Origin of the sequence: Streptomyces sp. NPDC102462 (assembly GCF_044765425.1) — a bacterium.
Classification (GTDB): Bacteria; Actinomycetota; Actinomycetes; order Streptomycetales; family Streptomycetaceae; genus Streptomyces.
In genome coordinates, this window is sequence record NZ_JBIWKB010000002.1 from 311,071 (window position 1) to 334,383 (window position 23,313).

The 23,313-nt window shown below is 72.4% G+C and carries 21 protein-coding genes; 8 read left to right on the forward strand and 13 right to left on the reverse strand.

The window, feature by feature from the left end:
• Positions 1-132: 132 nt before the first annotated feature.
• The 3 genes from ACIRFL_RS03530 to ACIRFL_RS03540 form a co-directional block, all read right to left on the reverse strand.
• Positions 133-1,188, reverse strand: coding sequence for an LCP family protein (locus ACIRFL_RS03530; protein ID WP_404023515.1), 1,056 nt, complete (start codon positions 1,186-1,188; stop codon positions 133-135).
• Positions 1,189-1,303: 115 nt separating this feature from the next.
• Positions 1,304-2,665, reverse strand: a complete 1,362-nt coding sequence (locus ACIRFL_RS03535) for an endo-1,4-beta-xylanase (protein WP_404023517.1) — start codon at positions 2,663-2,665, stop codon at positions 1,304-1,306.
• Positions 2,666-3,210: 545 nt separating this feature from the next.
• Entirely contained in the window at positions 3,211-4,242 is a 1,032-nt protein-coding gene (locus ACIRFL_RS03540; protein WP_404023518.1) for a LacI family DNA-binding transcriptional regulator, read from the reverse strand.
• 108 nt (positions 4,243-4,350) lie between these two features.
• Here ACIRFL_RS03540 and ACIRFL_RS03545 point away from each other — a divergent pair, with 108 nt between their 5' ends.
• The 4 genes from ACIRFL_RS03545 to ACIRFL_RS03560 all read left to right on the forward strand — a co-directional run bounded on the left by ACIRFL_RS03545 (position 4,351) and on the right by ACIRFL_RS03560 (position 9,812).
• On the forward strand, positions 4,351-5,682 hold the full coding sequence (locus tag ACIRFL_RS03545; protein WP_404023519.1) for an ABC transporter substrate-binding protein: 1,332 nt from the start codon (positions 4,351-4,353) through the stop codon (positions 5,680-5,682).
• 62 nt (positions 5,683-5,744) lie between these two features.
• Positions 5,745-6,560, forward strand: a complete 816-nt coding sequence (locus ACIRFL_RS03550) for a carbohydrate ABC transporter permease (protein ID WP_404023581.1) — start codon at positions 5,745-5,747, stop codon at positions 6,558-6,560.
• Positions 6,561-6,564: 4 nt separating this feature from the next.
• Positions 6,565-7,464, forward strand: a complete 900-nt coding sequence (locus ACIRFL_RS03555) for a carbohydrate ABC transporter permease (protein ID WP_404023520.1) — start codon at positions 6,565-6,567, stop codon at positions 7,462-7,464.
• 47 nt (positions 7,465-7,511) lie between these two features.
• Positions 7,512-9,812: a glycoside hydrolase family 3 N-terminal domain-containing protein gene (locus tag ACIRFL_RS03560; protein WP_404023521.1), complete on the forward strand. Its 2,301-nt coding sequence runs from the start codon at positions 7,512-7,514 to the stop codon at positions 9,810-9,812.
• 143 nt (positions 9,813-9,955) lie between these two features.
• Here ACIRFL_RS03560 and ACIRFL_RS03565 read toward each other — a convergent pair whose 3' ends face one another.
• The 4 genes from ACIRFL_RS03565 to tsaB are packed head-to-tail and all read right to left on the reverse strand — an operon-like array spanning position 9,956 to position 12,483.
• On the reverse strand, positions 9,956-10,213 hold the full coding sequence (locus ACIRFL_RS03565; protein WP_404023522.1) for a hypothetical protein: 258 nt from the start codon (positions 10,211-10,213) through the stop codon (positions 9,956-9,958).
• Positions 10,210-11,325 carry a tRNA (adenosine(37)-N6)-threonylcarbamoyltransferase complex transferase subunit TsaD gene (tsaD, locus tag ACIRFL_RS03570; protein ID WP_404023524.1) on the reverse strand — a complete coding sequence of 372 codons (1,116 nt, stop codon included), beginning with the start codon at positions 11,323-11,325 and terminating at the stop codon, positions 10,210-10,212. The genes ACIRFL_RS03565 and tsaD overlap by 4 nt, the downstream gene beginning before the upstream one ends.
• Entirely contained in the window at positions 11,318-11,830 is a 513-nt protein-coding gene (gene rimI, locus ACIRFL_RS03575) for a ribosomal protein S18-alanine N-acetyltransferase (protein WP_404023525.1), read from the reverse strand. Before rimI ends, tsaD begins: the two co-directional genes overlap by 8 nt.
• Positions 11,827-12,483 (reverse strand): tRNA (adenosine(37)-N6)-threonylcarbamoyltransferase complex dimerization subunit type 1 TsaB, encoded by a 657-nt coding sequence (gene tsaB / locus ACIRFL_RS03580; RefSeq protein ID WP_404023526.1) that lies wholly within the window; start codon positions 12,481-12,483, stop codon positions 11,827-11,829. Before tsaB ends, rimI begins: the two co-directional genes overlap by 4 nt.
• A 114-nt stretch (positions 12,484-12,597) precedes the next feature.
• Here tsaB and ACIRFL_RS03585 point away from each other — a divergent pair, with 114 nt between their 5' ends.
• Positions 12,598-13,155 (forward strand): hypothetical protein, encoded by a 558-nt coding sequence (locus tag ACIRFL_RS03585; protein ID WP_404023527.1) that lies wholly within the window; start codon positions 12,598-12,600, stop codon positions 13,153-13,155.
• A gap of 354 nt (positions 13,156-13,509) precedes the next feature.
• Positions 13,510-13,683, forward strand: coding sequence for a hypothetical protein (locus ACIRFL_RS03590; protein WP_404023528.1), 174 nt, complete (start codon positions 13,510-13,512; stop codon positions 13,681-13,683).
• Between the two features lie 32 nt (positions 13,684-13,715).
• Here ACIRFL_RS03590 and tsaE read toward each other — a convergent pair whose 3' ends face one another.
• From tsaE to glmS, 6 genes are all read right to left on the reverse strand, one after another.
• Positions 13,716-14,237 (reverse strand): tRNA (adenosine(37)-N6)-threonylcarbamoyltransferase complex ATPase subunit type 1 TsaE, encoded by a 522-nt coding sequence (gene tsaE / locus ACIRFL_RS03595; protein WP_404023529.1) that lies wholly within the window; start codon positions 14,235-14,237, stop codon positions 13,716-13,718.
• Positions 14,203-15,441, reverse strand: coding sequence for an alpha/beta fold hydrolase (locus ACIRFL_RS03600; RefSeq protein ID WP_404023530.1), 1,239 nt, complete (start codon positions 15,439-15,441; stop codon positions 14,203-14,205). The genes tsaE and ACIRFL_RS03600 overlap by 35 nt, the downstream gene beginning before the upstream one ends.
• A 132-nt stretch (positions 15,442-15,573) precedes the next feature.
• On the reverse strand, positions 15,574-16,740 hold the full coding sequence (gene alr, locus ACIRFL_RS03605; RefSeq protein WP_404023531.1) for an alanine racemase: 1,167 nt from the start codon (positions 16,738-16,740) through the stop codon (positions 15,574-15,576).
• 334 nt (positions 16,741-17,074) lie between these two features.
• Positions 17,075-18,529 (reverse strand): NAD(P)H-hydrate dehydratase, encoded by a 1,455-nt coding sequence (locus ACIRFL_RS03610; RefSeq protein WP_404023533.1) that lies wholly within the window; start codon positions 18,527-18,529, stop codon positions 17,075-17,077.
• 62 nt (positions 18,530-18,591) lie between these two features.
• Complete coding sequence (locus ACIRFL_RS03615; RefSeq protein ID WP_404023534.1) at positions 18,592-18,963, reverse strand: holo-ACP synthase; 372 nt, start codon at positions 18,961-18,963, stop codon at positions 18,592-18,594.
• A gap of 159 nt (positions 18,964-19,122) precedes the next feature.
• Positions 19,123-20,970, reverse strand: a complete 1,848-nt coding sequence (gene glmS, locus ACIRFL_RS03620; protein WP_404023535.1) for a glutamine--fructose-6-phosphate transaminase (isomerizing) — start codon at positions 20,968-20,970, stop codon at positions 19,123-19,125.
• Positions 20,971-21,147: 177 nt separating this feature from the next.
• On the opposite strand from glmS, the gene coaA reads away from it, so the two are divergent.
• Both coaA and ACIRFL_RS03630 read left to right on the forward strand, forming a co-directional pair.
• Positions 21,148-22,116, forward strand: coding sequence for a type I pantothenate kinase (gene coaA / locus ACIRFL_RS03625; protein WP_404023536.1), 969 nt, complete (start codon positions 21,148-21,150; stop codon positions 22,114-22,116).
• A 16-nt stretch (positions 22,117-22,132) separates the two neighbouring features.
• Complete coding sequence (locus tag ACIRFL_RS03630) at positions 22,133-23,071, forward strand: DUF389 domain-containing protein (protein WP_404023537.1); 939 nt, start codon at positions 22,133-22,135, stop codon at positions 23,069-23,071.
• The last annotated feature ends 242 nt before the right edge of the window (positions 23,072-23,313 follow it).

Here is a 23,313-nt window from a genome sequence, read left to right on the forward strand (position 1 = left end):
CACAGCGGCTGAGTCACTGTAGTGCGCAACCGGTTCGGGGTGAACGCGGTTGCGAATGAACAGAGTTGTTATTTCAGGTTACGAAATCGCACTCGGCGGCCCTGCTCGGCACAGGGGGCGGCGCAAGGGGGCTCAGCGCAGGGACGCCCACAGGTCGGTCGCGGCCGGTTCGCGGGCCACCACCCGGTTGTGGTCGTACGGCGCCGTCACCACCGGCATCATCACCGTCGTCACCCGGTCCGCCGTCAGCCCCTTCAGGCTCTGGCCGAGGCGCATCAGCTCGGGCAGGGAGTCGAGCCCGGTGTCCGTGGTGAGACTCGCGGTGACCGCGTCGGCGACCCGGTAGAGCCGGGTGGGGTCGCCGAGCAGGTCGGTGGCGGCCATCTGCTCCAGCAGGGCCTTCACCAGCTTCTGCTGGAGACCTATCCGGCCCAGGTCGCTGCCGTCGCCGATGCCGTGCCGGGTGCGGGCGAGGGCCAGCGCCTCGGTGCCGTCGAGGTGATGGGTGCCCTTGTTCAGGTGCAGATGGCTCTGGTCGTCGTCGATGTCCTCGTCGGTGGTGACCTCGACGCCGCCGAGGGCGTCGACCAGCTTGGCGAAGCCCGAGAAGTCGATCTCGATGAAGTGGTCCATGCGCACGTCCGTGAGCGACTCGACCGTCTTCACGGCGCACACCGGACCGCCCACGGAGTAGGCGCTGTTGAACATCGCGTTGTACGCCACCGCCGTCGAACCCCCGGACGGCAGCGGGCAGGACGGCCGGGTCACCAGCGTGTCGCGGGGGATGCTGACGACGGTGGCCCGGGTGCGGCCCGCGTCGATGTGCACCACCATCGCCGTGTCGGAGCGGGCCCCCGAACTGTCGCCGCCGCCGAGTTCCCGGTTCTCCTTGCCGCTGCGCGAGTCCGAGCCCAGGACGAGGATGTTCACCGCCTCGGTGGGCAGCGGTGACGCGGTCGGCCCGGCGGTCGCCGACGGGGTGACGAGCGGCTTCGCCGGGCGGTCGTCTCCGAGCGCGCTGTTGATGTCGACGCTCTTGATGTTGTGGTTGAGGTGCCAGTAGACCCAGCCCGCCGCCCCGATCCCCAGCACCAGCGCGCCGGCGAGCGCGAGACCGGCGGCCCTGAGCGCTCTCGACCGCCGGCCCGTGCGTCTGTCCTCGTCGCCGTTCTCGTCGTGTCCGGTCACAAGAAGAACGTAAGTCCGAATTATTAGCGGACTGTTAGGGGGAGGGCCGCGGGACCGATTTCTTGGGAAAATCTCACGAATCCGGCCCTGGCTCAGCCCCCGGACTCTCGACCGGTCACGTCAACGTGACCGTGGGGAGCGGATTGCTGCCGCTCCATGCGGCGTTGAAGCCGAATGTCACCGAACCGCCGTCCGGCACCGATCCGTTGTACGACGCGTTCGAGCAGGTGACCGCCGAACCGGACTGGGTGCAGGTGGCGTTCCACGCCTGGGTGATCTGCTGGCCGGCGCCGAACGCCCACGTGGCCTTCCAGGACGACAGCGCGGCGCCGGAGCAGGAGATGGTCACCTGCCCGGTGAAGCCGGTGTTCCACTGGCTGGTCACCGCGTACGCCGCCGTGCACGCGCCGGTCGGCGGTTCGGTCGGGCCGCCACCGCCGCCGAGCGCCTGCGCGATGCCGTAGTACGCCGGTTTCGGCGCGTAGTTCGCGTCGTACGGCGTCGCCGCCCCGTAGCCGGGGAAGGTGCTCTCCACCCAGGAGTCGGAGTCGGTGAAGCCCCAGACCGTGAGGTTGACGCAGCGGGTCACCGCCGCGCAGGCCGCGACGACGGACTTGTAGTCGGCGGCCTGCTGGGCCAGCTTGGCGCTGTCGGCCGGCAGTGCCATCCGTACGTCCAGTTCGGTGATCGCCACGTCCACGCCCAGGTCGGCGAAGCGCTGCATGTTCTGCTGGAGGGTGGACGGGACCTGGCCGAGGATCAGATGGGCCTGGAGGCCGACGCCGTCGATCGGCACGCCCTGCTGCTTCAGGGACCTGACCAGGTTGTACAGGGCGGTGCTCTTCGCGTTGACGCCCTCGACGTTGTAGTCGTTGATGTACAGCTTGGCGGCCGGGTCGGCGGCGTGCGCCCAGGTCAGGGCGTTGGCGATGTAGTCGGTGCCGAGGCCGTTGTACCAGAGGGTCGAGCGGTAGGTGCCGTCCTCGTTGAAGGGCTCGTTGACCACGTCCCAGGCGGCGATCTTGCCCTTGTAGCGTCCCACCTCCGTGTTGATGTGGTTCTGCAGCAGGCCGCTGAGCTGGGCGCGCGTCCAGCTGCCGTTGGTCAGCCAGTTCGGGTTCTGGCTGTGCCAGACCAGGGTGTGGCCGCGCACCTGCTGGTCGTGGGCCTGTGCGAAGGCGACGATCTGGTCGGCCTCGGCCCAGTTGAAGGTGCCCTGGGTGGGCTCGACCGACCCCCACTTCATGGCGTTGCCCGGGGTGAGCGAGCCGAACTGTGTCCCGGCGATGTCACCGTAGGTGCCGGTCAGCTTGGAGCCGGTGACCGCCGTGCCGATGACCTTGCCCTTCGCGGCGCCGAGGTCGCGCAGCGGGGGGTCGGCGGCGTGCGCTGCGGGGGTCGCGACCAGCAGGGCGCCGAGCGCCGCGACGCCGGTGAGCAGCGACCCCAGGGATAAGCCCGTTCTCAGAGATCTCATGCGGGCGCCTCCGAACGTTTCGGTTCGATAACCGACTGGCTTCGGAGCAGTGTGCGGGCGGCGGGAACCCCCGTCAATACAACAACACGCCCACCACCGGCTCCCTGCCAGGACGGCCGCCAGAACTCAGTCCACCAGGGGGCTCCCACGGAAGAGGCGATGCCGCGGCCCGCCGCAGGGAGTCGGGCTACGCCCCAAGCATGCACTGGGCCCCGCCCAGCACCCGGCTTTCCCAGCCGACCTCCACCGTCGATTCCACCACCGACTCCCCTGCCACCGGACACGCACGGATGGCAGCGCTCAACTCCCCGTGGTGATGGGCGATCCGCCCCAGCGGTCGACGCAACACCAGGCGCACCCGACGGCCCCGGCCGCTCCGGACCGACGACACACCCGCCCCGGCCCGGCCGATCCTCACCCCACTGGCTTCGCCCCGCGTTGCCCGCGGCTGAGTCGTCTCGAAGGGGGACGTGGTCGGGGTGCGTGGTCCCAAGTCCCCTGCGGAGTCGGGGGCTCGGCGTCGCCGTCGGTGCGGTCGAGCGACGCTAAGGCGCCGCCGGTGGGGCGGTGCTGGCGCGAGTCACCAAGCTCGTGGCCAGTTCCACGCGGGTCGCCACGGGTGACTGCTCCTCGCGGCCGAGGTCGAGGACCAGCCGGGCCGCGGCCTCGGCCATCTCCATCAGGGGCTGGCGGACGGTGGTCAGCGGCGGCCCCACCCAGCGGGCCACGGGCAGGTCGTCGAAGCCGACCACGCTCAGGTCCTCCGGGATGCGCAGCCCCAGCTCCCGCGCGGCCTCGTACAGTCCGAGCGCCTGGAGGTCGTTGCCGGCGAAGACGGCGGTGGGCCGGTCAGGGCGGCGCAGCAGTTCCAGGCCCAGCCGGTAGCCCGCCTCGTGGTGGAAGTCGCCGGTGACGATGAGGGAGGAGTCGACCGGCAGCCCGGCGGTCTCCAGCGCGGCCCGGTAGCCGTCGACCCTGGCCCGGCTGCACATCATCCGGGACGGCCCGCTGATCGCGCCGATGCGGGTGTGGCCGAGTTCGACGAGGTGCCGGGTGGCGGCCAGGCCGCCCTGCCAGTTGGTCGCGCCGATCGACGGCACGTCGGCGCCCGGGTCGCCCGCCGGATCCATCACCACGAACGGGATCGAGCGGCTGGTGAGCAGCGCGCGCTGCGACTCGTCGAGTCCGGACAGCACGAGGACCACGCCGTGCGGGCGGCGCGCGGCGACCTGGTCGGCCCAGGTCCGGCCGGGGGTGAGCCGCCCGGCCGACTCGGAGAGCACGACGCTCAGACCGGCGTCGCTGGCCACGTTCTCCACGCCCCGGATGACCTCCATGGCCCAGGCGCTCTCCAGTTCGTGGAAGACCAGGTCGATCAGGGGCGAGCGGGATGCCTCGGCCCGGCGGCGGCGGTAGCCGTAGGCGCGCAGCAGTTCCTCCACGCGGGTCCGTGTCGCCGGGGCGACATCGGCGCGGCCGTTGAGGACCTTCGAAACAGTCGGAGCGGACACTCCCGCCTCGCGGGCGATCTCGGCGAGCGTCGCGGTCTGTGTTTCTGCGGACTTCCCAGGCTTCATGCCCGCGATCGTAATCCCTGCGCAACCTCTTGACGAAGCCCTCGCCGGGCCATACCTTCCCGGAACATTCGATACATCATTCGAAACATTCGGACGAGAGGTGCTGTGATGGAGTCCCAGACGTCCAACGGCGGGCGTACCTTCAGCAGGCGCTGGGTGCTCGGCGCCGGTGCCACCACCCTGCTCACCGCCGGACTCTCGGCCTGCGGCTCCTCCGGCGGCTCCGGCAGCGGCGGCGGCACGCTCACCGCGTTCGTGTACGGCGACGACGCGGTCAAGGTGCAGACCAAGGCCGTCGACCGGTTCAACGCGTCGTCCGCCGCCCAGCAGACCAAGGGCAGGATCAAGCTGGAGAAGGTGCCCGGCGCCGACTACCCGGCCAAGCTGCGCACCGCGATGGGCTCACCCAACGCCCCCGACGTCTTCTTCAACTGGGGCGGCGGCTCGATCAAGGCGTACCAGGAGGCCGACCAGGTGGTCGACCTCACCGACACCATCGCGTCCGACGCGGTCCTCAAGGACGGCTTCCTGCCCTCGGTCCTCGCGGCCGGCGGCCTGAACGGACGCGACTACGGCATACCGATGCGCGGCATGCAACCCGTGATCCTCTTCTACAACAAGGCCGTCTTCGCCGAACACAGGCTCCGGCCGCCCACCACCTGGGACCAGTTGCTCGACATCAACGCCAAGCTGAAGAAGGCCGGGATCACCCCGTTCGCGCTCGGCGGCGCGGACATCTGGCCCGAGCTGATGTGGCTGGAGTACCTGGTCGACCGCATCGGCGGCCCCGAGGTCTTCGACCGTGTCAAGAACGGCGACGCGGCCGGCTGGAGCGACCCGGCCGTCCTCAAGGCCGCCGAGACGGTCAAGCAGCTCATCGACGACGGTGCCTTCGGCAAGGGCTTCAGCTCGGTGGCGTACACCAACGGCGGCGCGCCCGCCGTGTTCGCCAAGGGCAAGGCGGCGATGCATCTGATGGGCTCGTGGGAGTACTCGACGCAGCTCGGCAAGTTCCCGGACTTCGCCCGGAAGAACCTGGGCTGGTTCGCCTTCCCGAAGATCGAGGGCGGCGCCGGCGACATCCGCAACGTCGTCGGCAACCCCACCAACTACTGGTCCGTGAACGCCCGCACGTCCAACAAGGACGCCGCGATCGCGTTCCTGCGCGAGTGCGCCTCGCAGTCCTACGCCAAGGATCTGATCGCCAACGGTGACATCCCGGCCACGGCGAACGCGGAGAAGCTGCTGGACGCCTCGCCGAACCCGGAGTTCGCGAAGTTCCAGTACGAGATGGTGCGGCAGGCCCCGGCGTTCACGCTGAGCTGGGACCAGGCCGTGGACCCGAACGTCTCCACGCCGATGCTCACCGAGATCAACAAGCTGTTCGTCGGGAAGTCCTCGCCGGCCCAGTTCGTGTCGGCGCTGAAGGGACTGAAGTGAGCACGAGCACGGCGAAGGGCGGCCCGGGGACGAGGGCGGGCCGCCCGCACGTCTCCTGGGCCCTGCCCGGCGTGCTGTTCTTCGCGTTCTTCGCGGTCGCCCCCATGGTGCTGGCCTTCTGTCTGTCCTTCACCAAGTGGAACGGCCTGGGCGACCCGGAACCGGTGGGCCTCGCCAACTGGCGCAAGCTGCTGGGCGACGACCGGCTCACCCAGTCCCTGACGGTCACCGTCCTGCTCACCGTGGCGAGCTGGGTCTTCCAGACCGTGATCTCCCTGCTGCTCGGCGTCTGGGCGGCCGGCCGGCAGCGCAACCGGGCGGTCCTGTCCGCGGTCTTCTTCGTGCCGTTCCTGCTCTCCTCGACCGCGATCTCGCTGCTGTTCTACGCCCTGCTCGACCCGAACTTCGGCATCATCCGCACGGACACCCTGGGCTCCACCAACGGCGCCTTCCTCGCCATCGTGTTCGTCGGCGGCTGGCAGTTCATCCCGTTCCACACCCTGATCTACCAGGGCGGGGCGCGGCAGATCCCCGAGGTGCTGTACCAGGCGGCGGCGATCGACGGCGCCGGCCGCTACCGCCAGTTCTTCTCGATCACCCTGCCCCAGCTGCGCAACACGGCGACGACGTCCGGCGTGCTGATGGTCGTCGGCTCGCTGACGTACTTCGAGACCGTGCTGATCCTCACCCAGGGCGGTCCCGGCACCGACACGGCGATCCTGCCGTACCTGATGTACGAGGCGGGTTTCAAGAGTTACGACTTCGGCTACGCGAGCGCCATCGCGACGTTCCTCGTGGTGGCCGCCACTGGGCTGTCCCTGCTGCTCGTGCGGCTGTCCGGCTTCGGCGCGATGCGCAGCACCCGGGAAGGAATGTGACGGAGTGTCACACGATACGCTGCCCCGTCCCGTGAGGACCGACCGGCCGCCGGTCCGGCCGCCCGCCGGACGCCGCCGCCGGCACTGGAGCAGGCGCTCCAACCCGCTCGCCGGCCTCGGCTCGGTGATCTGGCTGGTGATCGTGATCGTCCCGATCTACGCGATGATCTCGGCCTCGCTCACCCACCAGGACCAGGCGCTCGGCAACAACGCCCTCAAGCCGCCCGCCCGTCCGACCCTGGACAACTACAACACCGTCCTGCACAACGGCTTCGGCCACTTCCTGGCGAACACGGCGATCGTCGCGGCGGCGGTCGTGGTGATCGTCCTCGTGCTGTGCGTCCCGCTCGCCTATGTGGCCGTACGCACCCGGAGCCGGTGGTCGACGGCGGCCTTCCGGCTGTTCCTGCTCGGGGTCGCCATCCCGGCACAGGCCGTCGTGGTGCCCCTCTATCTGATGATCGCGAAGCTCAACCTGTACGACAGCCTGCTCGCGATCATCCTGCCGACCGCGGCCTTCGCGATGCCGGTGTCGATGCTGATCCTCACCGGCACGCTGCGGGACGTCTCCGAGGAGCTGTACGAGGCGATGGCCCTGGACGGCGCCTCGGCCACCCGGATGCTGTTCCAGCTGGTCATCCCGATGGCCAAGGGCGGCATCAGCACCGTGGTGATCTACTCCGCGCTCCAGGCGTGGAACGGCTTCCTCTTCCCGCTGATCTTCACCCAGTCCGACGGCCCGCGCGTGCTGACCCTCGGCCTGTTCAACTACGTGAGCCAGTTCGGCGTGAACATCCCCGCCCTGCTCGCCTCGGTCGTCCTCTCCGGCATCCCGGTCTTCGCCGTGTACCTGGTGGCCCGGCGCGCCCTGGTGGGCGGCCTGATGGGCGTGGGCGGCAAGTGAGGACGACCGGCCCGCGGCAGCCTCTCCCCCTCTCTGACAGGAGTTACATGACCACCGCTCCCTGGCGGGACACCGCCCTGGCCGCCGCCGACCGCGTCGACGACCTGCTCTCCCGGATGACGCTGGAGGAGAAGACCGCCCAGCTGTACGGCGTGTGGGTGGGCGCCGCCACGGACGGCGACGGGGTCGCGCCCCTCCAGCGCGAGATGACCGCCGACTACGACTGGGACGAGCTGATCACGCTGGGCCTCGGCCAGCTGACCCGTTCCTTCGGCACGGCCCCCGTCGACCCGGCGCTGGGCGCGCAGGCGCTGGCCCGCGCGCAACGGCGCATCGCCGCCGCGGGCCGCTTCGGCATCCCGGCCGTCGCCCACGAGGAGTGCCTGGCCGGCTTCACCACGTGGGGCGCCACCGCCTACCCGGTCCCGCTCGCCTGGGGTGCGACCTTCGACCCCGCCCTGGTCGAGGAGCTGGGCCGGCGCATCGGCGAGGACCTGCGCTCGGTCGGCGTCCACCAGGGCCTCGCGCCCGTCCTCGACGTGGTCCGCGACCCGCGCTGGGGCCGGGTGGAGGAGACGATCGGCGAGGACCCGTACCTGGTCGGCACGGTCGGCACGGCCTATGTGCGCGGACTGGAGTCGGCCGGGGTGATCGCCACGCTCAAGCACTTCGCCGGGTACGCGTCCTCGGCGGGCGCCCGGAACCTGGCCCCGGTGCGGGCGGGCGTACGGGAGTTCGCGGACGTCACGCTCCCGCCGTTCGAGATGGCGCTGCGCGAGGGCGGCGCCCGCTCGGTGATGGCGGCGTACAACGAGACCGACGGCGTCCCGGCATCGGCCGACCCGCGGCTGCTGACCGGACTCCTGCGCGAGGAGTGGGGGTTCACCGGCACCGTGGTGGCCGACTACTTCGGCATCGGCTTCCTTGAGACGCTGCACCGGGTGGCCGGCAGCCCCGCGGAGGCGGCCCGGGCAGCCCTGGAGGCCGGCATCGACGTGGAGCTGCCCACCCTGAAGTGCTACGGAAAGCCGCTGGTGGCCGCCGTGCGGGAGGGGCTGGTTCCCGAGTCGCTGGTGGACCGGGCGGCCCGCCGGGTGCTGCTGCAGAAGTGCGAGCTGGGCCTGCTGGACGAGGACTGGCGGCCGGAGCCGGCCGGGCCGGTCGACCTGGACTCGGCGGCCAACCGCGCCCTGGCCCGCCGACTGGCCGAGGAGTCGGTGGTGCTGCTGGACAACCCGGACGGGCTGCTGCCGCTGGCCCCGGACACCCGGATCGCGGTCATCGGGCCGCGCGCGGCGGACGCGCTGGCGATGCTCGGCTGTTACTCGTTCCCGTCCCATGTGCTCCCGCACCATCCCGAGGTGCCGATGGGCCTCGACATCCCCAGCGTCCTGGAGTCGCTGCGCGCCGAACTCCCGGACGCCAAGGTGACGTTCACGCAAGGGTGCGGGGTGTCGGACCCGGACACGGCCGGCTTCGAGGAGGCGGTGGCGCGAGCCGCGGAGGCGGACGTGTGCGTGGCGGTGCTGGGCGACCGGGCCGGGCTGTTCGGCCGGGGCACCTCGGGCGAGGGCTGCGACGTGGCCGACCTGCGGCTGCCCGGCGTCCAGGGCGAGTTGCTGGACGCGCTGGTGGGCACCGGCGTCCCGGTGGTCCTGGTGCTGCTGACCGGCCGCCCCTACGCGCTGGGCCGCTGGCGGGACCGGCTCGGGGCGGTGGTGCAGGCCTTCTTCCCTGGCGCGGAGGGCGGCCCGGCGGTCGCGGGCGTGCTGTCCGGCCGGGTGAACCCGTCAGGGCGGCTCCCGGTGAGCGTGCCGCAGACCCCGGGCGGCCAGCCGTGGACCTATCTCCAGCCGCCGCTGGGCCTGGCGGGCGAGGTCAGCAGCCTGGACCCGACCCCGCTGTACGCCTTCGGCCACGGCCGCTCGTACACGACGTTCGCCTGGGAGGACTTCAACGGACCCAAGGCGGAGATCGGCACGGACGGCGCGTACGACGTGTCGGTGACCGTCCGCAACACCGGCGACCGGGACGGCACGGAGGTCGTCCAGCTGTATCTGCACGACCCGGTGGCCTCGGTGACCCGGCCCGACGTCCGCCTGATCGGCTACCACCGGCTGGACCTGGCCGCCGGCGAGTCCCGCCGGGTGACCTTCCGCTTCCACGCCGACCTCTCGGCCTTCACCGACCGCGCGGGCACCCGGGTGGTCGAACCGGGCGCACTGGAACTGCGCCTGGCCACATCCAGCGCGGACATCCGGCACACCGCCCACCTGACACTCACCGGCCCGGTGCGCCCCCTCGGACCCGACCGACGCCTGCACTGCGAGACACGAGAACACGACTGACACCCGGCCGCTCACGCCACGGCAACGGCGGTCCGGCGAGGGCCCGCCGGGCCTCCACCCTGCCCAGCAGTCGGGAAAGGCCGCCGGCCGGAACCCGGGCTCCCAGGTCACACCCGGGGGCGGCCCCGGGCCGGCGGGTGAGGTCAGTCCTCGCCGACCGACTCGAAGCGCCAGCGGTGGACCGGGCGGGAGACCAAGTCGGACGGCGGGTCGGGGAGTTCGGGGAGGTCGGCGTCGTACGGTGCGTCCCACCAGGTGATGAGCAGCACCCGGTCCTGCGGGGCGCGGAAGGTCTCACGGCGCAGCGGGCTCCCGGACGGGTGCTGTGCCCTGGCCCAGGCGAGGAGTTCCCCGCCCCGGCCCTGTGCCGCCCGCGCCTCCCACATCAGAGCGACCGTCACGAGTAGAGGTTCTCCTTGCTGACCTCGTGCACATGGTCGTGCGAGTGGGTGTGGGCGTGGCCGGTGGTCTCGCCCGGGACGTGCGGGTCCGTCACCGGCAGGGAGGAGTCGGCCGACAGCTCCCAGTCGGAGGCGGCCCGGTTGCGCGCCACCATCTCCGCGCCGAGAGCGGCCACCATCGCGCCGTTGTCCGTGCACAGCTTGGGCCGCGGCACCCGCAGCCGGATGCCCGCCGCCTCGCAGCGCTCCTGCGCCAGGACGCGCAGCCGGGAGTTGGCGGCGACCCCGCCGCCGATCATCAGGTGGTCGACGCCCTGGTCCTTGCAGGCCCGTACGGCCTTGCGGGTCAGCACGTCCACCACGGCCTCCTGGAAGGACGCCGCGACATCCCGCACCGGGACCTCCTCGCCGGCCGCCCGCCGGGCCTCGATCCAGCGGGCCACCGCCGTCTTCAGACCGGAGAAGGAGAAGTCGTACGCGGGATCACGCGGTCCCGTCAGGCCGCGCGGGAACGCGATCGCCTCCGGGTCGCCCTCGCGCGCGTAGCGGTCGATGACCGGGCCGCCGGGGAAGCCGAGGTCCAGCACCCGGGCGATCTTGTCGAAGGCCTCGCCGGCCGCGTCGTCGATCGTCGCGCCCATGGGCCGGACGTCCGAGGTGATGTCCGTGGACAGCAGCAGCGACGAGTGTCCGCCGCTGACCAGCAGGGCCATGGTCGGCTCGGGCAGCGCGCCGTGCTCCAGCTGGTCCACGCAGATGTGCGAGGCGAGGTGGTTCACGCCGTACAGGGGCTTGCCCAGCGCGTAGGCGTACGCCTTCGCCGCCGAGACCCCGACCAGCAGCGCGCCCGCCAGGCCAGGGCCCGCCGTCACCGCGATGCCGTCCAGGTCACGCGCGTGCACGCCGGCGTCCTTCAGGGCGCGCTCGATCGTCGGGACCATCGCCTCCAGGTGCGCTCTGGACGCCACCTCGGGCACCACCCCGCCGAAGCGGGCGTGCTCGTCCACGCTGGAGGCGACGGCGTCCGCGAGCAGGGTGGTGCCGCGGACGATGCCGACGCCGGTCTCGTCACAGGAGGTCTCGATCCCCAGGACCAGAGGTTCGTCAGCCATTGTTCTCGGTTCCTCGTACGGAAGTGGATGCGGACGGGTCCGTCAGGCGCATCACCAGGGCGTCCACGTTCCCCGGCTGGTAGTAGCCGCGTCTGAAGCCGATCGGTTCGAAGCCGAAGCGCTCGTACAGCTTCTGCGCGCGGACGTTGTCCACGCGGCACTCCAGCATCACCTCGGCGCACTCGAAGGCGGTGGCGGCCCGCAGCAGCTCGGTCAGCAGCAGCCGGCCGAGCCCGGTGCCCCAGTGGTCGCGGGCGACGGCGATGGTCTGGATGTCGGCCAGTTCGCCCTGGGCGGCCAGGCCCGCGTAGCCGACGACCCGGTCGCCCTCGACGGCCACCACGTACCGCCGGTTCGCCTCCGGGCCGCGGGCGTGCGCCAGCTCGGACCAGAACATGCCGCGCGACCAGGCGTCCTCGGGGAAGAGGTCCTTCTCCATGCCGAGGACGGCATCGATGTCCCACCAGCGCATCTCGCGCAGCGCGGGCTTCACGGACTCGGTCACTTGGGGGTGACCACCTTGTAGTTCTTGGGCACCTGCGCGTCGGGACGGCGCAGGTAGAGCGGACGGGGCTCGGGCAGCGGCTCGCCCGCGGCCAGCCGCTCGGCGGCCAGCGCGGCCAGGGCCGCGGCGGAGACGTGCTCGGGCTCGTGGGCCTGCGGGAAGGTGCCGGGGTACAGCAGCGCGCCCGCGCCGACGGCGGGCAGCCCGGCCACCCGCTCGGCGATGTCCGCGGGCCGGTCCACGGCCGGGCCTGTCAGCCGCGTGCGTGAATCCGCGTACGTCGCCCAGTAGACCTCCTTGCGCCGGGCGTCGGTCGCCACGACGAAGGGGCCCTTTTCGATGTCGGCCGCGTAGGCGAGGCCGTCCAGGGTGCACAGGCCGTGCACGGGGACGCCCAGGGCGAGGCCGAAGGTGTCGGCGGTCATCAGGCCCACGCGCAGCCCGGTGTAGGGGCCGGGGCCGATGCCGACGACGATCCCGGTGACGGCGTCCAGCCGGAGCCCCGCCTCGGCGAGGACACGGTCCACGGCCGGCAGCAGCAGCTCGCCGTGCCGGCGCGCGTCGACCTGGCTGGAGGAGGCGATGACGGCGTCGCCGTCGTGCAGCGCGACGGTGACGGCGGGGGTGGCGGTATCCAGAGCGAGCAAGAGCACGCGAACAGCCTACGGCTCCGCGGGCCCCGTGCACGCCCGCCCCGGTCGGGCGGTCACTGACTGCTACGGTCTGCACGAAGTACGACATATGACGCGAAGCAGAGGTGGGCAGACGTGGCAGGGACCAGCTCGTCGATCGTGGCCGGGCTCACCGCGGTGGCCGTGGGAACGGTCGGCTTCCTCGCCTACCAGGCCTCCGCGAACGTCCCGCCCGGGCTCGGCGGCAGGCCCAGCGCGAGCGCGTCGCCCCCGGTGGCCGCCAGCAAGGCGCCCCGGGACAGGAAGGACCCCGCCGCGCTGCCCGCCGGTTCCGGCAGGGGTGAACGGGTCGTGTACTCGGTGGACGACGACCGGGTGTGGCTGGTCGGCGCGAGCGGCAGGGTGCAGCACACGTTCGCGGTGACGCCGGGCACCGTGGACCCGAAGCCGGGCTCGTACGCGGTGACGTCCCGGTCGAAGGCGATCACCGGGACCGACGGGGCGCTCGTCGAGCACGTGGTGCGGTTCACCAGTGTGGGCGGCGTGGTCGTCGGCTTCAGCGCCGCGGTCAAGGATTCGCCGTCGGTGCCGGATGCCTCCGTGAAGACGGGGGGTATCCGGGAGACCCGGCGGGACGGCGAGGCGATGTGGAAGTTCGCGACGATCGGGGTTCGCGTGGTGGTGATCCGCTAGCGGCTCCGCCAGGGGGCGGGTCCGTTGTCGCCTGCGGGAGCGTTGTGGGTTTTGCGCCGTTCCCCGCGCCCCTGGGGGGCTACAGGTGCGCTGTCGTGTGCGGGAGCGTCGTGGGTTTTTGCGCCGTTCCCCGCGCCCCTGGGGGGCTACAGGTGCGCTGTCGTGTGCGGGAGCGTTGTGGGTTCTCGCGCAGTTCCCCGCGCCCCTGAGGGGTGGCAGGTTCCGACGTTGTGTCGGGAAGATATTGCTCCTGATGGGGTCCGTGTGGTCACATGGTAGTCAGCTCGTAGTTAGGTGTACCTAAGTACCCGGTAGTGCCTGGCTGCGTCCGCCCCCGTTCGTCAGGAGGCGTCCATGTCGGCCCCGGAACCCACGGCGCCACCGCGCGAGCCCCGCACGGCACCGCCACGCGAGCCGGCCCCGCTCCCCATGCGCGACCTGCTCGCCGCATGCGCGGCAGCGGCGATCATCTCCCGCCCACCGCACTACCCCGAGCACCACAACACCCCACGAGGCAGCGCCCGGTAGGGCGCGGGGCGCCAGGTCAGGGGGCGGTGCGGTCAGGCGATGAGGGCCGTGAGGTCGGTGGCCCGCCAGCGTTCTCCGAGCCCGGCCAGGGTCACATGCCGTACCTCGTCCGTCGTGTCCCCGACGGCCCGGTGGATCACGATCTGCAACCGGTCCTCGGTCAGTTCCTCGACCTTGCCCTCGCCCCACTCCACGACGACCACCGATTCGGGCAGCGAGACATCGAGGTCGAGGTCCTCCATCTCGTCCAGGCCACCGGACAGCCGGTAGGCGTCGACGTGGACGAGCGGCGCGCCGTCGCCCAGCGACGGGTGCACCCGGGCGATCACGAACGTCGGCGAGGTGACCGCCCCACGCACGCCGAGCCCTTCCCCGAGACCACGGGCGAGCGTCGTCTTGCCCGCGCCCAGCTCCCCGCTGAGCATCACCAGGTCGCCGGCGCGCAGCAGCTTGGCCAGCCTGCGGCCCAACTCCCTCATCTGCTCGGGAGAGTCGACGGTGATCTCTACGGCACGGGGGTCAGCCGGGTCGTGCGGCGCTGCTGGTGCTTCCATAGCCACTTACGGTAGCCCCTGCCGGCACGGCTCCCACGCGGGTGAGCAGGTCGGCGAGCCGGTCGGTCACCACTTCGGGGTGCTCCAGCATCACCAGGTGCCCCGCGTCCGGTACCAGCACCAGCTCCGCGTCCGGGAGCAGGTCGGCGATGGCCTCGCTGTGCTCGCTCGGCGTGATCAGGTCCCGCACCCCGGCCAGCACCAGCACGGGCATGTCCTTGAAGTAGTCGAGCGCTTCGGTCTTGTCGTGGTCGGTGAAGGCCGGGTAGAACTCGGCGACCACGTCGATCGGGGTGGACTCGATCATCCGCTCGGCGAACCGCTCGACCGCCGGATCGACGTCCCGCGACGCGAACGAGTACCGCTTGATGATCCCGGCGAACAGATCGGCCGTGGCCCGGCGCCCCTTCTCGACCAGCGCCGCCTGCTGCCCGAGGGCCTTCAGCACGCCCGGCAGGACCCGGCGCACCGCGTTCACACCGGCCAGCGGGAGTCCGAAGTTGACCTCGCCGAGCCGCCCTGACGACGTGCCGACCAGCGCGGTGGCCACCACCCGGTCGCGGATGAGTTCCGGGTACTGGGCGGCCAGCGCCATCACCGTCATGCCGCCCATGGAGTGTCCGACCAGCACCATCGGCCCCTCCGGCACGGCCGCGTCCATGACGGCCTTCAGGTCGCGGCCGAGCTGGTCGATGGTCAGCGGCACGTCGTCCCGCAGCTGTGCCATGCCCCGCCCGGACCGGCCGTGGCTGCGCTGGTCCCAGTAGACGGTCCGCACGACGCCCCGCAGCGCCGCCCGCTGGAAGTGCCAGGAGTCCTGGCTGAGGCAGTAGCCGTGGCTGAAGACGACGGTGACCGGGGCGGGCGCCTTGCGGCCGAAGAGGCGGCGCCGCCGGGGCGCCGGGCCGCCCTCGGGTTCGACCTCGTCGACCTCGAAGTACAGCTCCGTGCCGTCGTCGGCGTACGCCTTGCCCGGGGTGCCGCGCAGCGCGCCGTACGGTCCCGTCGCGTCCAGCGCCAGCCGTGCCTTGCGGCGCACCCCCCGGCCCACGGTCATCCGCTCGATCGCGACGCCGGCCGCCGCGCCCGCGGCCAGCACGCCTATCGCGGCGCCCGCGAGGCCGGTCGCCCTGCGCCAGCCGCCGGCCTCCTGCGCTGCGGAGGCGACGGCCGCCGCGACGGCCTTCGCGCTGCTCTCGCTCACGTACCGCTCCTCTTCGCCGTCTTCGCCGTACTGCACAGTTCGCTGGTGGGTGCTGCGGGTCCGCGTGCCGCCGGCCCGGGCGTCACCGGGCCGGGTCCACCGGTACCGATGTGACCCGGGTCCCTGTGCGGACTACCCGTCCCGGTCCTCGTTCACGTAGACGCGGGGGACCCGGGTTCCGATGCGCGTGACGATCTCGTACGCGATGGTGCCGGCGGCCTGCGCCCAGTCCTCGGCGGTGGGCTCACCGCGGTCGCCGGGCCCGAACAGGACCGCCTCGGCGCCGGTCTCGGGCCGGTCGCCGCCGAGGTCGACCACGAACTGGTCCATCGCGACCCGCCCGGCGACGGTCCGCCACTTGCCGCCGACCAGGACCGGGCCGCTGCCGGAGGCGTGCCGCGGGATGCCGTCCGCGTAGCCGACGGGCACCAGGCCGAGGGTCGTCTCGCCCGGGGTGACGTAGTGGTGGCCGTAGCTGATGCCGTGCCCGCTGGGAACGTGCTTGACCAGCGCCAGCGACGCCGCCAGCGTCATCACCGGACGCAGTCCGAAGTCGGCGGGGGTGCCGATCTCCGGGCTGGGCGAGATGCCGTAGACCGCGATCCCGGTGCGCACCAGGTCGAAGTGGGCCTCGGGGAGGGTGAGCGTGGCCGGCGAGTTGGCCATGTGCCGCACCTCGGGGCGTACGCCCTGGTCCTCGGCGTACGCCGTCATCTCCCGGAAGCGGGTGAGCTGGGCGGCGATGGACGGATGGCCGGGCTCGTCGGCGCAGGCGAAGTGCGACCACAGCCCGGTGATCCGGATCAGCCCGTCCGCCTCGGCGCGCAGGGCGGCGCCCACCAGGTCGGCCCAGTCGGCGGGCTGGCAGCCGTTGCGGCCGAGGCCGGTGTCCGCCTTGAGCTGCACCCGCGCGGGCCGGCCCGCCTCGCGTGCCGCAGCCGTGACCTCGCGCAGCGCCCACATCCCGCTGACCGACACGTCGATGTCGGCCTCGATCGCCTGCCGCCAGGGGCCGCCGGGGGTCCACAGCCAGCACATGACGCGCCCCGGCAGCCCCGCCGCGCGCAGTTCCAGGGCCTCCTCGGGGGTGGCCGTGCCGAGCCAGGTCGCTCCCGCGTCGAGGGCCGCCCGCGCGCACGGCACCGCCCCGTGGCTGTACGCGTCGGACTTGACGACGGCCATCAGGGCGGCGCCCGGTGCCAGGGCGCGCAGGGCGCGCACATTGGACCGCAGTGCGGCCAGGTCGATCTCGGCACGGGCTCGCAGGGGCGCCGTCGGCAGGGGTGTTGTGTCTTTCATGGCGCCTCCAGTGTCTCAGAGGCGACCGGTGGTACCGGGGCACAGCCCCGCGCCCGCTCACCACCACGCGCCCCACACACCGTCACGCGCCCCCGGAGGCCCACCGTTCCCGACCGACTCCGGCCCTTGGCCGCCCCAGCCGAACGACGGCCGCTACGCCGGCCGACGGACGACATCCGAAAGCCGGGCCCGCTCCGCGCACGCGCCGGCCGGCGGACCGTGGCGAGCGCCCCCGCACCATCGCGCGCCCCCACCCGCCGCAAACAGACCCGCTGGCCCCAACGCCCTCCCCCGCCCGGTCTACACCCCCGCCCACACGACCCCCGGCCACGGCCTACCGGCCAGGTCCGCTGTCGGACTCCGCTCGGACGTCGCGCCATGCGCGCGCGAGGGCCCCCGCCACATCGTGCGCCCCCGCCGGCGCGCCGTCCGCCGCGAACCGGCCCGCCAGTCCGTGCAGATACGCGGCCACGCTGCCCGCGTCCCGTGGGGAGAGGCCCGAGGCCAGCAGGGATCCCGCGAGCCCGGACAGCACGTCTCCGCTGCCCGCGGTGGCCAGCCATGCCGTCCCCGTCGCGTTGACGCGCACGGTCCCGCCGTCCGGGTCGGCGACCAGCGTGGTCGAGCCCTTGAGCAGGACGGTGGCGTGGTACCGCGCCGCCAACTCGCGCACCGCCGGCAGCCTCGCCCCCTCGACCTCCTCGCGGTCCACGCCCAGCAGCGCGGCGGCCTCTCCGGCGTGCGGGGTCATCAGGGTCGGCGCCATGCGGGCCCGTACGGCGTCCCGGTCGGCCAGCCGCAGCCCGTCCGCGTCGATGAGCACCGGCACCTCGGCCCCGACCACCTCCGCGACGGTCCCGGCGTCGTCCCCGGCGCCCGGCCCGGTGACCCATGCCTGCACCCGTCCCGCCTTGTGCGGGCCCCGGTCGGAGACCAGGGTCTCGGGGAAACGGGCGATGACGGCGTCCCCGGCGGGCCCGACGTACCGCACGGCCCCGGCCCCGCCGCGCAGCGCGCCCGACACGGCGAGCACGGCGGCCCCCGGATACCGCGCCGACCCGGCCGCGATCCCGACGACCCCGCGCCGGTACTTGTCGCTCTCCGCCCCGGGCACCGGCAGCAGCCGGGCCACGTCCGCGTGTTGCAGGGCCTCAAGGTCCGGCTCGGCGGGCAGGTCGAGCCCGATGTCGACGAGCCGCACGGTACCCGCGTGCTCCCGGGCGGGGTCGATCAGCAGCCCGGGCTTGTGCGTCCCGAAGGTCACGGTGAGGTCGGCGCGGACGGCGGCCCCCAGCACCTGCCCGGTGTCCGCCTCTACCCCGCTCGGCAGGTCGACGGCGACGACGGCGGCGCGGGACCGCTCGGCGGCGGCGGCCAGGGCCGCGGCCTCGGGCCGCAGCCCGCCCCGCCCGCCGATCCCGACGATGCCGTCGACGACGAGGTCGGCCCGTTCGATGGCCGCCTCGCCGCCGCCGGGCGCGGCGAGGCCGCCGCCCGCGCGGCGCAGCGCGGCGAGCCCCGCGGGATGGGTGCGGTCGGCCGCGAGCAGCACGGCCGTCACCCCCGCCCCCCGGCGCGCGAGCCGCGCCCCGGCGTACAGGGCGTCACCTCCGTTGTCCCCGCTGCCCACCAGCAGCACGACCCGGCTGCCGTAGACGCGTCCGAGCAACTGGGCGCAGGCGGCCGCCAGTCCGGCGGCGGCCCGCTGCATGAGCGCCCCCTTCGGCAACCGCGCCATGAGGTCACGCTCGGCGGCCCGCACCGTCTCCACGCTGTACGCAGTACGCATGGGTTCGAGTCTGCCCCGGATGCCCCCGTGCCCGCACCCGCGCCCCCGTGGGGCGGCGATCGTCAGCCCTCCGCGATCACCACCGCGGACGCCACGCCCGCGTCGTGGCTGAGGGAGACGTGCCAGGACTTCACGCCGAGCTGGGCGGCCCGGGCCGCGACCGTGCCCGTCACCCGCAGCCGGGGCTGCCCGCTGTCCTCGACGTACACCTCGGCGTCCGTCCAGTGCAGTCCGGGCGGGGCGCCGAGCGCCTTGGCCAGGGCCTCCTTGGCGGCGAAGCGTACGGCGAGGGAGGCCGCGCCCCGGCGCTCGCCGCTCGGCAGCAGCAACTCGCTGTCCAGGAAGAGCCGGCCGACCAGTCCGGGCGTCCGTTGCAGCGACGCCTCGAACCGGTCGATCTCGGCCACGTCGATACCGACCCCGATGATGCTCATGCCGAGCACCCTACGGCGAACCGCTCTCCGTGACGGCGGCTCAGGACGCCAACGCCAGACGGCAGATCGGCACGACAGATCGCACAGGCAAGCCATCGCGCCGGCGGTGCCCGCCGGATGAACGCGGCCCGCCGGAGCGCCGCGCGGCGCAGGGGCCCGCTACTCCACCGTCACCGACTTCGCCAGGTTGCGCGGCTGGTCCACCTCGTTGCCGCGGGCGGTGGCGAGTTCGCAGGCGAACACCTGGAGCGGGACGGTCGCCACCATCGGCTGGAGCAGGGCCGGGGTCACCGGGATGCGGATCAGGTGGTCGGCGTACGGGGCCACCTCCTCGTCGCCCTCCTCCGCGATCACGATCGTCCGCGCGCCCCTCGCCCGGATCTCCTGGATGTTGGACACGATCTTGTCGTGCAGCGCCGACCGCGCCTGCGGCGACGGCACGACGACCACCACCGGCAGGTCCTCCTCGATCAGTGCGATCGGCCCGTGCTTCAACTCCCCGGCCGCGAAGCCCTCGGCGTGCATGTACGCCAGTTCCTTCAGCTTCAGCGCGCCCTCCAGCGCCACCGGATACCCCACGTGCCGCCCCAGGAAGAGCACCGTGTTCTTCGCGGCGAGGGTGCGCGCCAGCGCCCGCACGGGCTCCATCGTCTCCAGGACCCGCTCGACCGACCCGGCGATCCGCGACAGGTCCCGGATGACCGCCCCGATCTCGTCGCCCCACTTGGTGCCCCGCACCTGGGCCAGATACAGCGCCACCAGATAGCAGGCCACCAACTGCGTGAGGAACGCCTTGGTCGAGGCGACCGCGACCTCGGGCCCGGCGTGCGTGTACAGCACCGCGTCCGACTCGCGCGGAATCGTCGACCCGTTGGTGTTGCAGATCGCCAGCACCTTGGACCCCTGCTCGCGGGCGTGCCGCAGCGCCATCAGGGTGTCCATCGTCTCGCCGGACTGGGAGACCGCGATGACCAGCGTCCGGTGGTCGAGGATCGGGTCCCGGTAACGGAACTCGCTGGCCAGCTCCACCTCGCACGGGATCCGCGTCCAGTGCTCGATGGCGTACTTGGCGATCAGCCCCGCGTGGAAGGCCGTACCGCACGCGACGATGACGACCTTGTCCACGTCACGCAGTTCACCCGCGTCGATCCGGACCTCGTCCAGGCTCAGCGAGCCGGCCGCGTCGATGCGGCCCAGCAGCGTATCGGCGACCGCCTTGGGCTGCTCGGCGATCTCCTTGAGCATGAAGTAGTCATAACCCCCCTTTTCCGCGGCCGACGCGTCCCAGTCCACGTGGTACGACCTGACCTCCGCCGGACGGCCGTCGAAGCCCGTCACCGTGACGCCGTCCCGGCGCAGTTCCACCACCTGGTCCTGACCCAGCTCGATCGCCGACCGCGTGTGGGCGATGAACGCGGCGACGTCCGAGGCGAGAAAGGCCTCGCCCTCTCCAACGCCCACCACGAGCGGCGAGTTCCGCCGCGCGCCGACCACCACGTCCGGCTCGTCCGCGTGCACCGCCACCAGGGTGAACGCGCCCTGAAGCCGCCGGCACACCAGCCGCATCGCCTCGGCGAGGTCGGCGGTCACGGAGAACTCCTCGGCCAGCAGGTGCGCGACCACCTCGGTGTCGGTCTCGGACGCGAGGTCATGGCCGCGCTCGGTCAACTCGGCGCGCAGCACCGCGAAGTTCTCGATGATCCCGTTGTGCACCACGGCGACCCGCCCCGCATTGTCCAGGTGCGGATGCGCGTTGGCGTCCGTGGGCGCCCCGTGGGTGGCCCACCGGGTGTGTCCGATGCCCGTGGTCCCCGCCGGCAGCGGCCGTTCGACCAGTTCCTTCTCCAGGTTGACGAGTTTCCCGGCCCGCTTCGCGGCGGCGAGCCCGCCGTCCGCGGGCACGGCGACGCCCGCCGAGTCGTACCCCCGGTACTCCAGCCGTTTCAGCCCGGCCATGACGACGTCGAGCGCCGACTGGGCCCCCACATATCCCACGATTCCGCACATGGGCCGCAGCCTACGGGCCGAAGCCCGCGCAAAACCGGCACCGCGTGCCCGGAATCGGAAATTCCCACCGTCGTACGACCGCCCGTCATAGCGCGCCGCTCCCGCGCGTGACCCATCCCACCCGGCGTTCCGTTCAAACTCCGTTAACAATGGACTGTGATCTCTCCGGTCTCCCCGATGCCCCGGAGCGCCCACCGGCACCGACCGGAGGCGACTCCCTACGTCGACCTCACCCGAGCCGAGTGGAGCGCGCTGCGCGACAAGACGCCGCAGCCGCTCACCGCCGAGGAGGTCGAAAAGCTGCGCGGCCTCGGCGACGTCATCGACCTCGACGAGGTGCGCGACATCTACCTCCCGCTGTCCCGGCTGCTCAATCTGTACGTCGGTGCCACGGACGGGCTCAGAAGCGCCCTGAACACCTTCCTCGGCGAACAGGGCTCGCAGTCCGGCACGCCGTTCGTCATAGGCGTCGCCGGATCCGTGGCCGTGGGCAAGTCCACCGTCGCCCGCCTCCTGCAGGCGCTGCTGTCCCGCTGGCCGGAACACCCGCGGGTCGAACTGGTCACCACGGACGGCTTCCTGCTCCCCACCAAGGAGTTGGAGGCGCGCGGCCTGATGTCCCGCAAGGGTTTCCCGGAGTCGTACGACCGCCGCGCCCTCATCCGGTTCGTCGCCGACATCAAGGCAGGCAAGGACGAGGTCACCGCCCCCGTCTACTCCCATCTGATCTACGACATCGTGCCCGGTGAGCGGCTCACCGTGCGCCGCCCGGACATCCTCATCGTCGAGGGCCTGAACGTCCTCCAGCAGGCCCTGCCCGGCACGGACGGCCGCACCCGGGTCGGCCTCGCCGACTACTTCGACTTCAGCGTGTACGTCGACGCCGGCGCCGAGGACATCGAGCGCTGGTACCTCAGCCGCTTCCGCAAGCTGCGGGCCACCGCCTTCCTCGACCCGTCCTCGTACTTCCGCAAGTACACGCAGGTGTCCGAGGAGGAGGCCCTGGACTACGCCCGCACGCTCTGGCGGACCATCAACAAGCCCAATCTGGTGGAGAACATCGCCCCCACCCGCGGTCGCGCCACCCTCATCCTGCGCAAGGGCCCGGACCACAAGGTGCAGCGGCTGCGGCTGCGCAAACTGTGACCGCTACCCTGCCGCCATGCTTCACCTCCGGCTGATCGTCCCGTCCGGCGCGACCGACGACATCGTGCGCCTCATCGAGCGGACGGTCGGCGCCACGCACCTCGTGGTGCTGCCCGGCGCCGCCCGCAACCCCGTCGGGGACGTCGTCCTGTGCGACGTGGCCCGGGAGGCGGGCGACGAACTGCTCACCGCGCTGCGGGCGTCGGGCCTTGAGGAGACCGGCTCGATCGCCGTCGAGAACATCGACCTGTCCCTGTCCAGGCGGGCCGACAAGGCCGAGGAGGAGGCGCCCGGCGAGGGCGCGGACGCGGTGCTGTGGGAACACCTCGCCGAGGCGACCCACGAGGAGTCGACGCTCACCGTCACCTATGTGGCGTTCCTGGCCGTGGCCACGATGCTCGCCGCGTGCGGTGTGATGCTGGACAACGCGATCCTGATCGTCGGCGCGATGGCCGTCGGCCCGGAGTTCGGGCCGCTCGCGGGGATCTCGACGGCGCTCGTGCAGCGGGCGCCGCACCTGGTGTGGCGGTCGCTGTGGGCGCTGCTCGCCGGGTTCGCCGTCGCGATGGTGGTGACGGCCGGGTTCAGCGGGCTGATGGACGTGCTCGGGCTGTTCGAGAGGTCGATGGTGGAGGCGGCCCGGCCGAACACCGCGTTCATCTGGAAGCCGGACGCGATGTCGTTCGTGGTGGCGTTCCTGGCCGGCATCGCCGGCACCCTGTCCCTGACGTCCGCCAAATCGGGCGCGCTGATCGGGGTGGCGATCTCCGTGACCACGGTCCCGGCGGCCGCGAACGCCGCGGTGGCCTTCAGCTACGCGGACTACTCGCAGACCTGGGGCTCCGTCTGGCAGTTGCTCGCCAACCTGGGCGGCATCGTCCTCGCGGGCACCCTCACCCTGCTCGCCCAGAAACTCCTGTGGGCAGCACAGCGCCGCCGCCAGAAATCCCCCTGACCAACACCCCCACCCGGGCTCCCGCCCCGGCGGACCGCCCAGCCGAGGGCACCGCCCTCCACCCGAACGAACGGGCTCGGCCCCGTCGACTGCCCGCCCGGACGGCCCGGCAAGTCTCCCGGCCGACTCCCCGGCACAGACTCCGCCCGACCACCGGCCCGCCCCAAACCCGCCCGGCCCAGGCCACCGCCTTCGAGAAGAACCCCGGCACCGACACCACCGCGTCGGCAACCCACGCGGCC

Coding starts and splice junctions, on each gene's coding strand:
- ACIRFL_RS03535 (WP_404023517.1), bottom strand. CDS start 2,665: ATGAGATCTCTGAGAACGGGCTTATCCCTGGGGTCGCTGCTCACCGGC.
- ACIRFL_RS03540 (WP_404023518.1), bottom strand. CDS start 4,242: ATGAAGCCTGGGAAGTCCGCAGAAACACAGACCGCGACGCTCGCCGAG.
- ACIRFL_RS03545 (WP_404023519.1), top strand. CDS start 4,351: ATGGAGTCCCAGACGTCCAACGGCGGGCGTACCTTCAGCAGGCGCTGG.
- ACIRFL_RS03560 (WP_404023521.1), top strand. CDS start 7,512: ATGACCACCGCTCCCTGGCGGGACACCGCCCTGGCCGCCGCCGACCGC.
- tsaD (WP_404023524.1), bottom strand. CDS start 11,325: ATGGCTGACGAACCTCTGGTCCTGGGGATCGAGACCTCCTGTGACGAG.
- ACIRFL_RS03590 (WP_404023528.1), top strand. CDS start 13,510: ATGTCGGCCCCGGAACCCACGGCGCCACCGCGCGAGCCCCGCACGGCA.
- tsaE (WP_404023529.1), bottom strand. CDS start 14,237: ATGGAAGCACCAGCAGCGCCGCACGACCCGGCTGACCCCCGTGCCGTA.
- alr (WP_404023531.1), bottom strand. CDS start 16,740: ATGAAAGACACAACACCCCTGCCGACGGCGCCCCTGCGAGCCCGTGCC.
- ACIRFL_RS03610 (WP_404023533.1), bottom strand. CDS start 18,529: ATGCGTACTGCGTACAGCGTGGAGACGGTGCGGGCCGCCGAGCGTGAC.
- ACIRFL_RS03615 (WP_404023534.1), bottom strand. CDS start 18,963: ATGAGCATCATCGGGGTCGGTATCGACGTGGCCGAGATCGACCGGTTC.
- glmS (WP_404023535.1), bottom strand. CDS start 20,970: ATGTGCGGAATCGTGGGATATGTGGGGGCCCAGTCGGCGCTCGACGTC.
- coaA (WP_404023536.1), top strand. CDS start 21,148: ATGCCCCGGAGCGCCCACCGGCACCGACCGGAGGCGACTCCCTACGTC.
- ACIRFL_RS03630 (WP_404023537.1), top strand. CDS start 22,133: ATGCTTCACCTCCGGCTGATCGTCCCGTCCGGCGCGACCGACGACATC.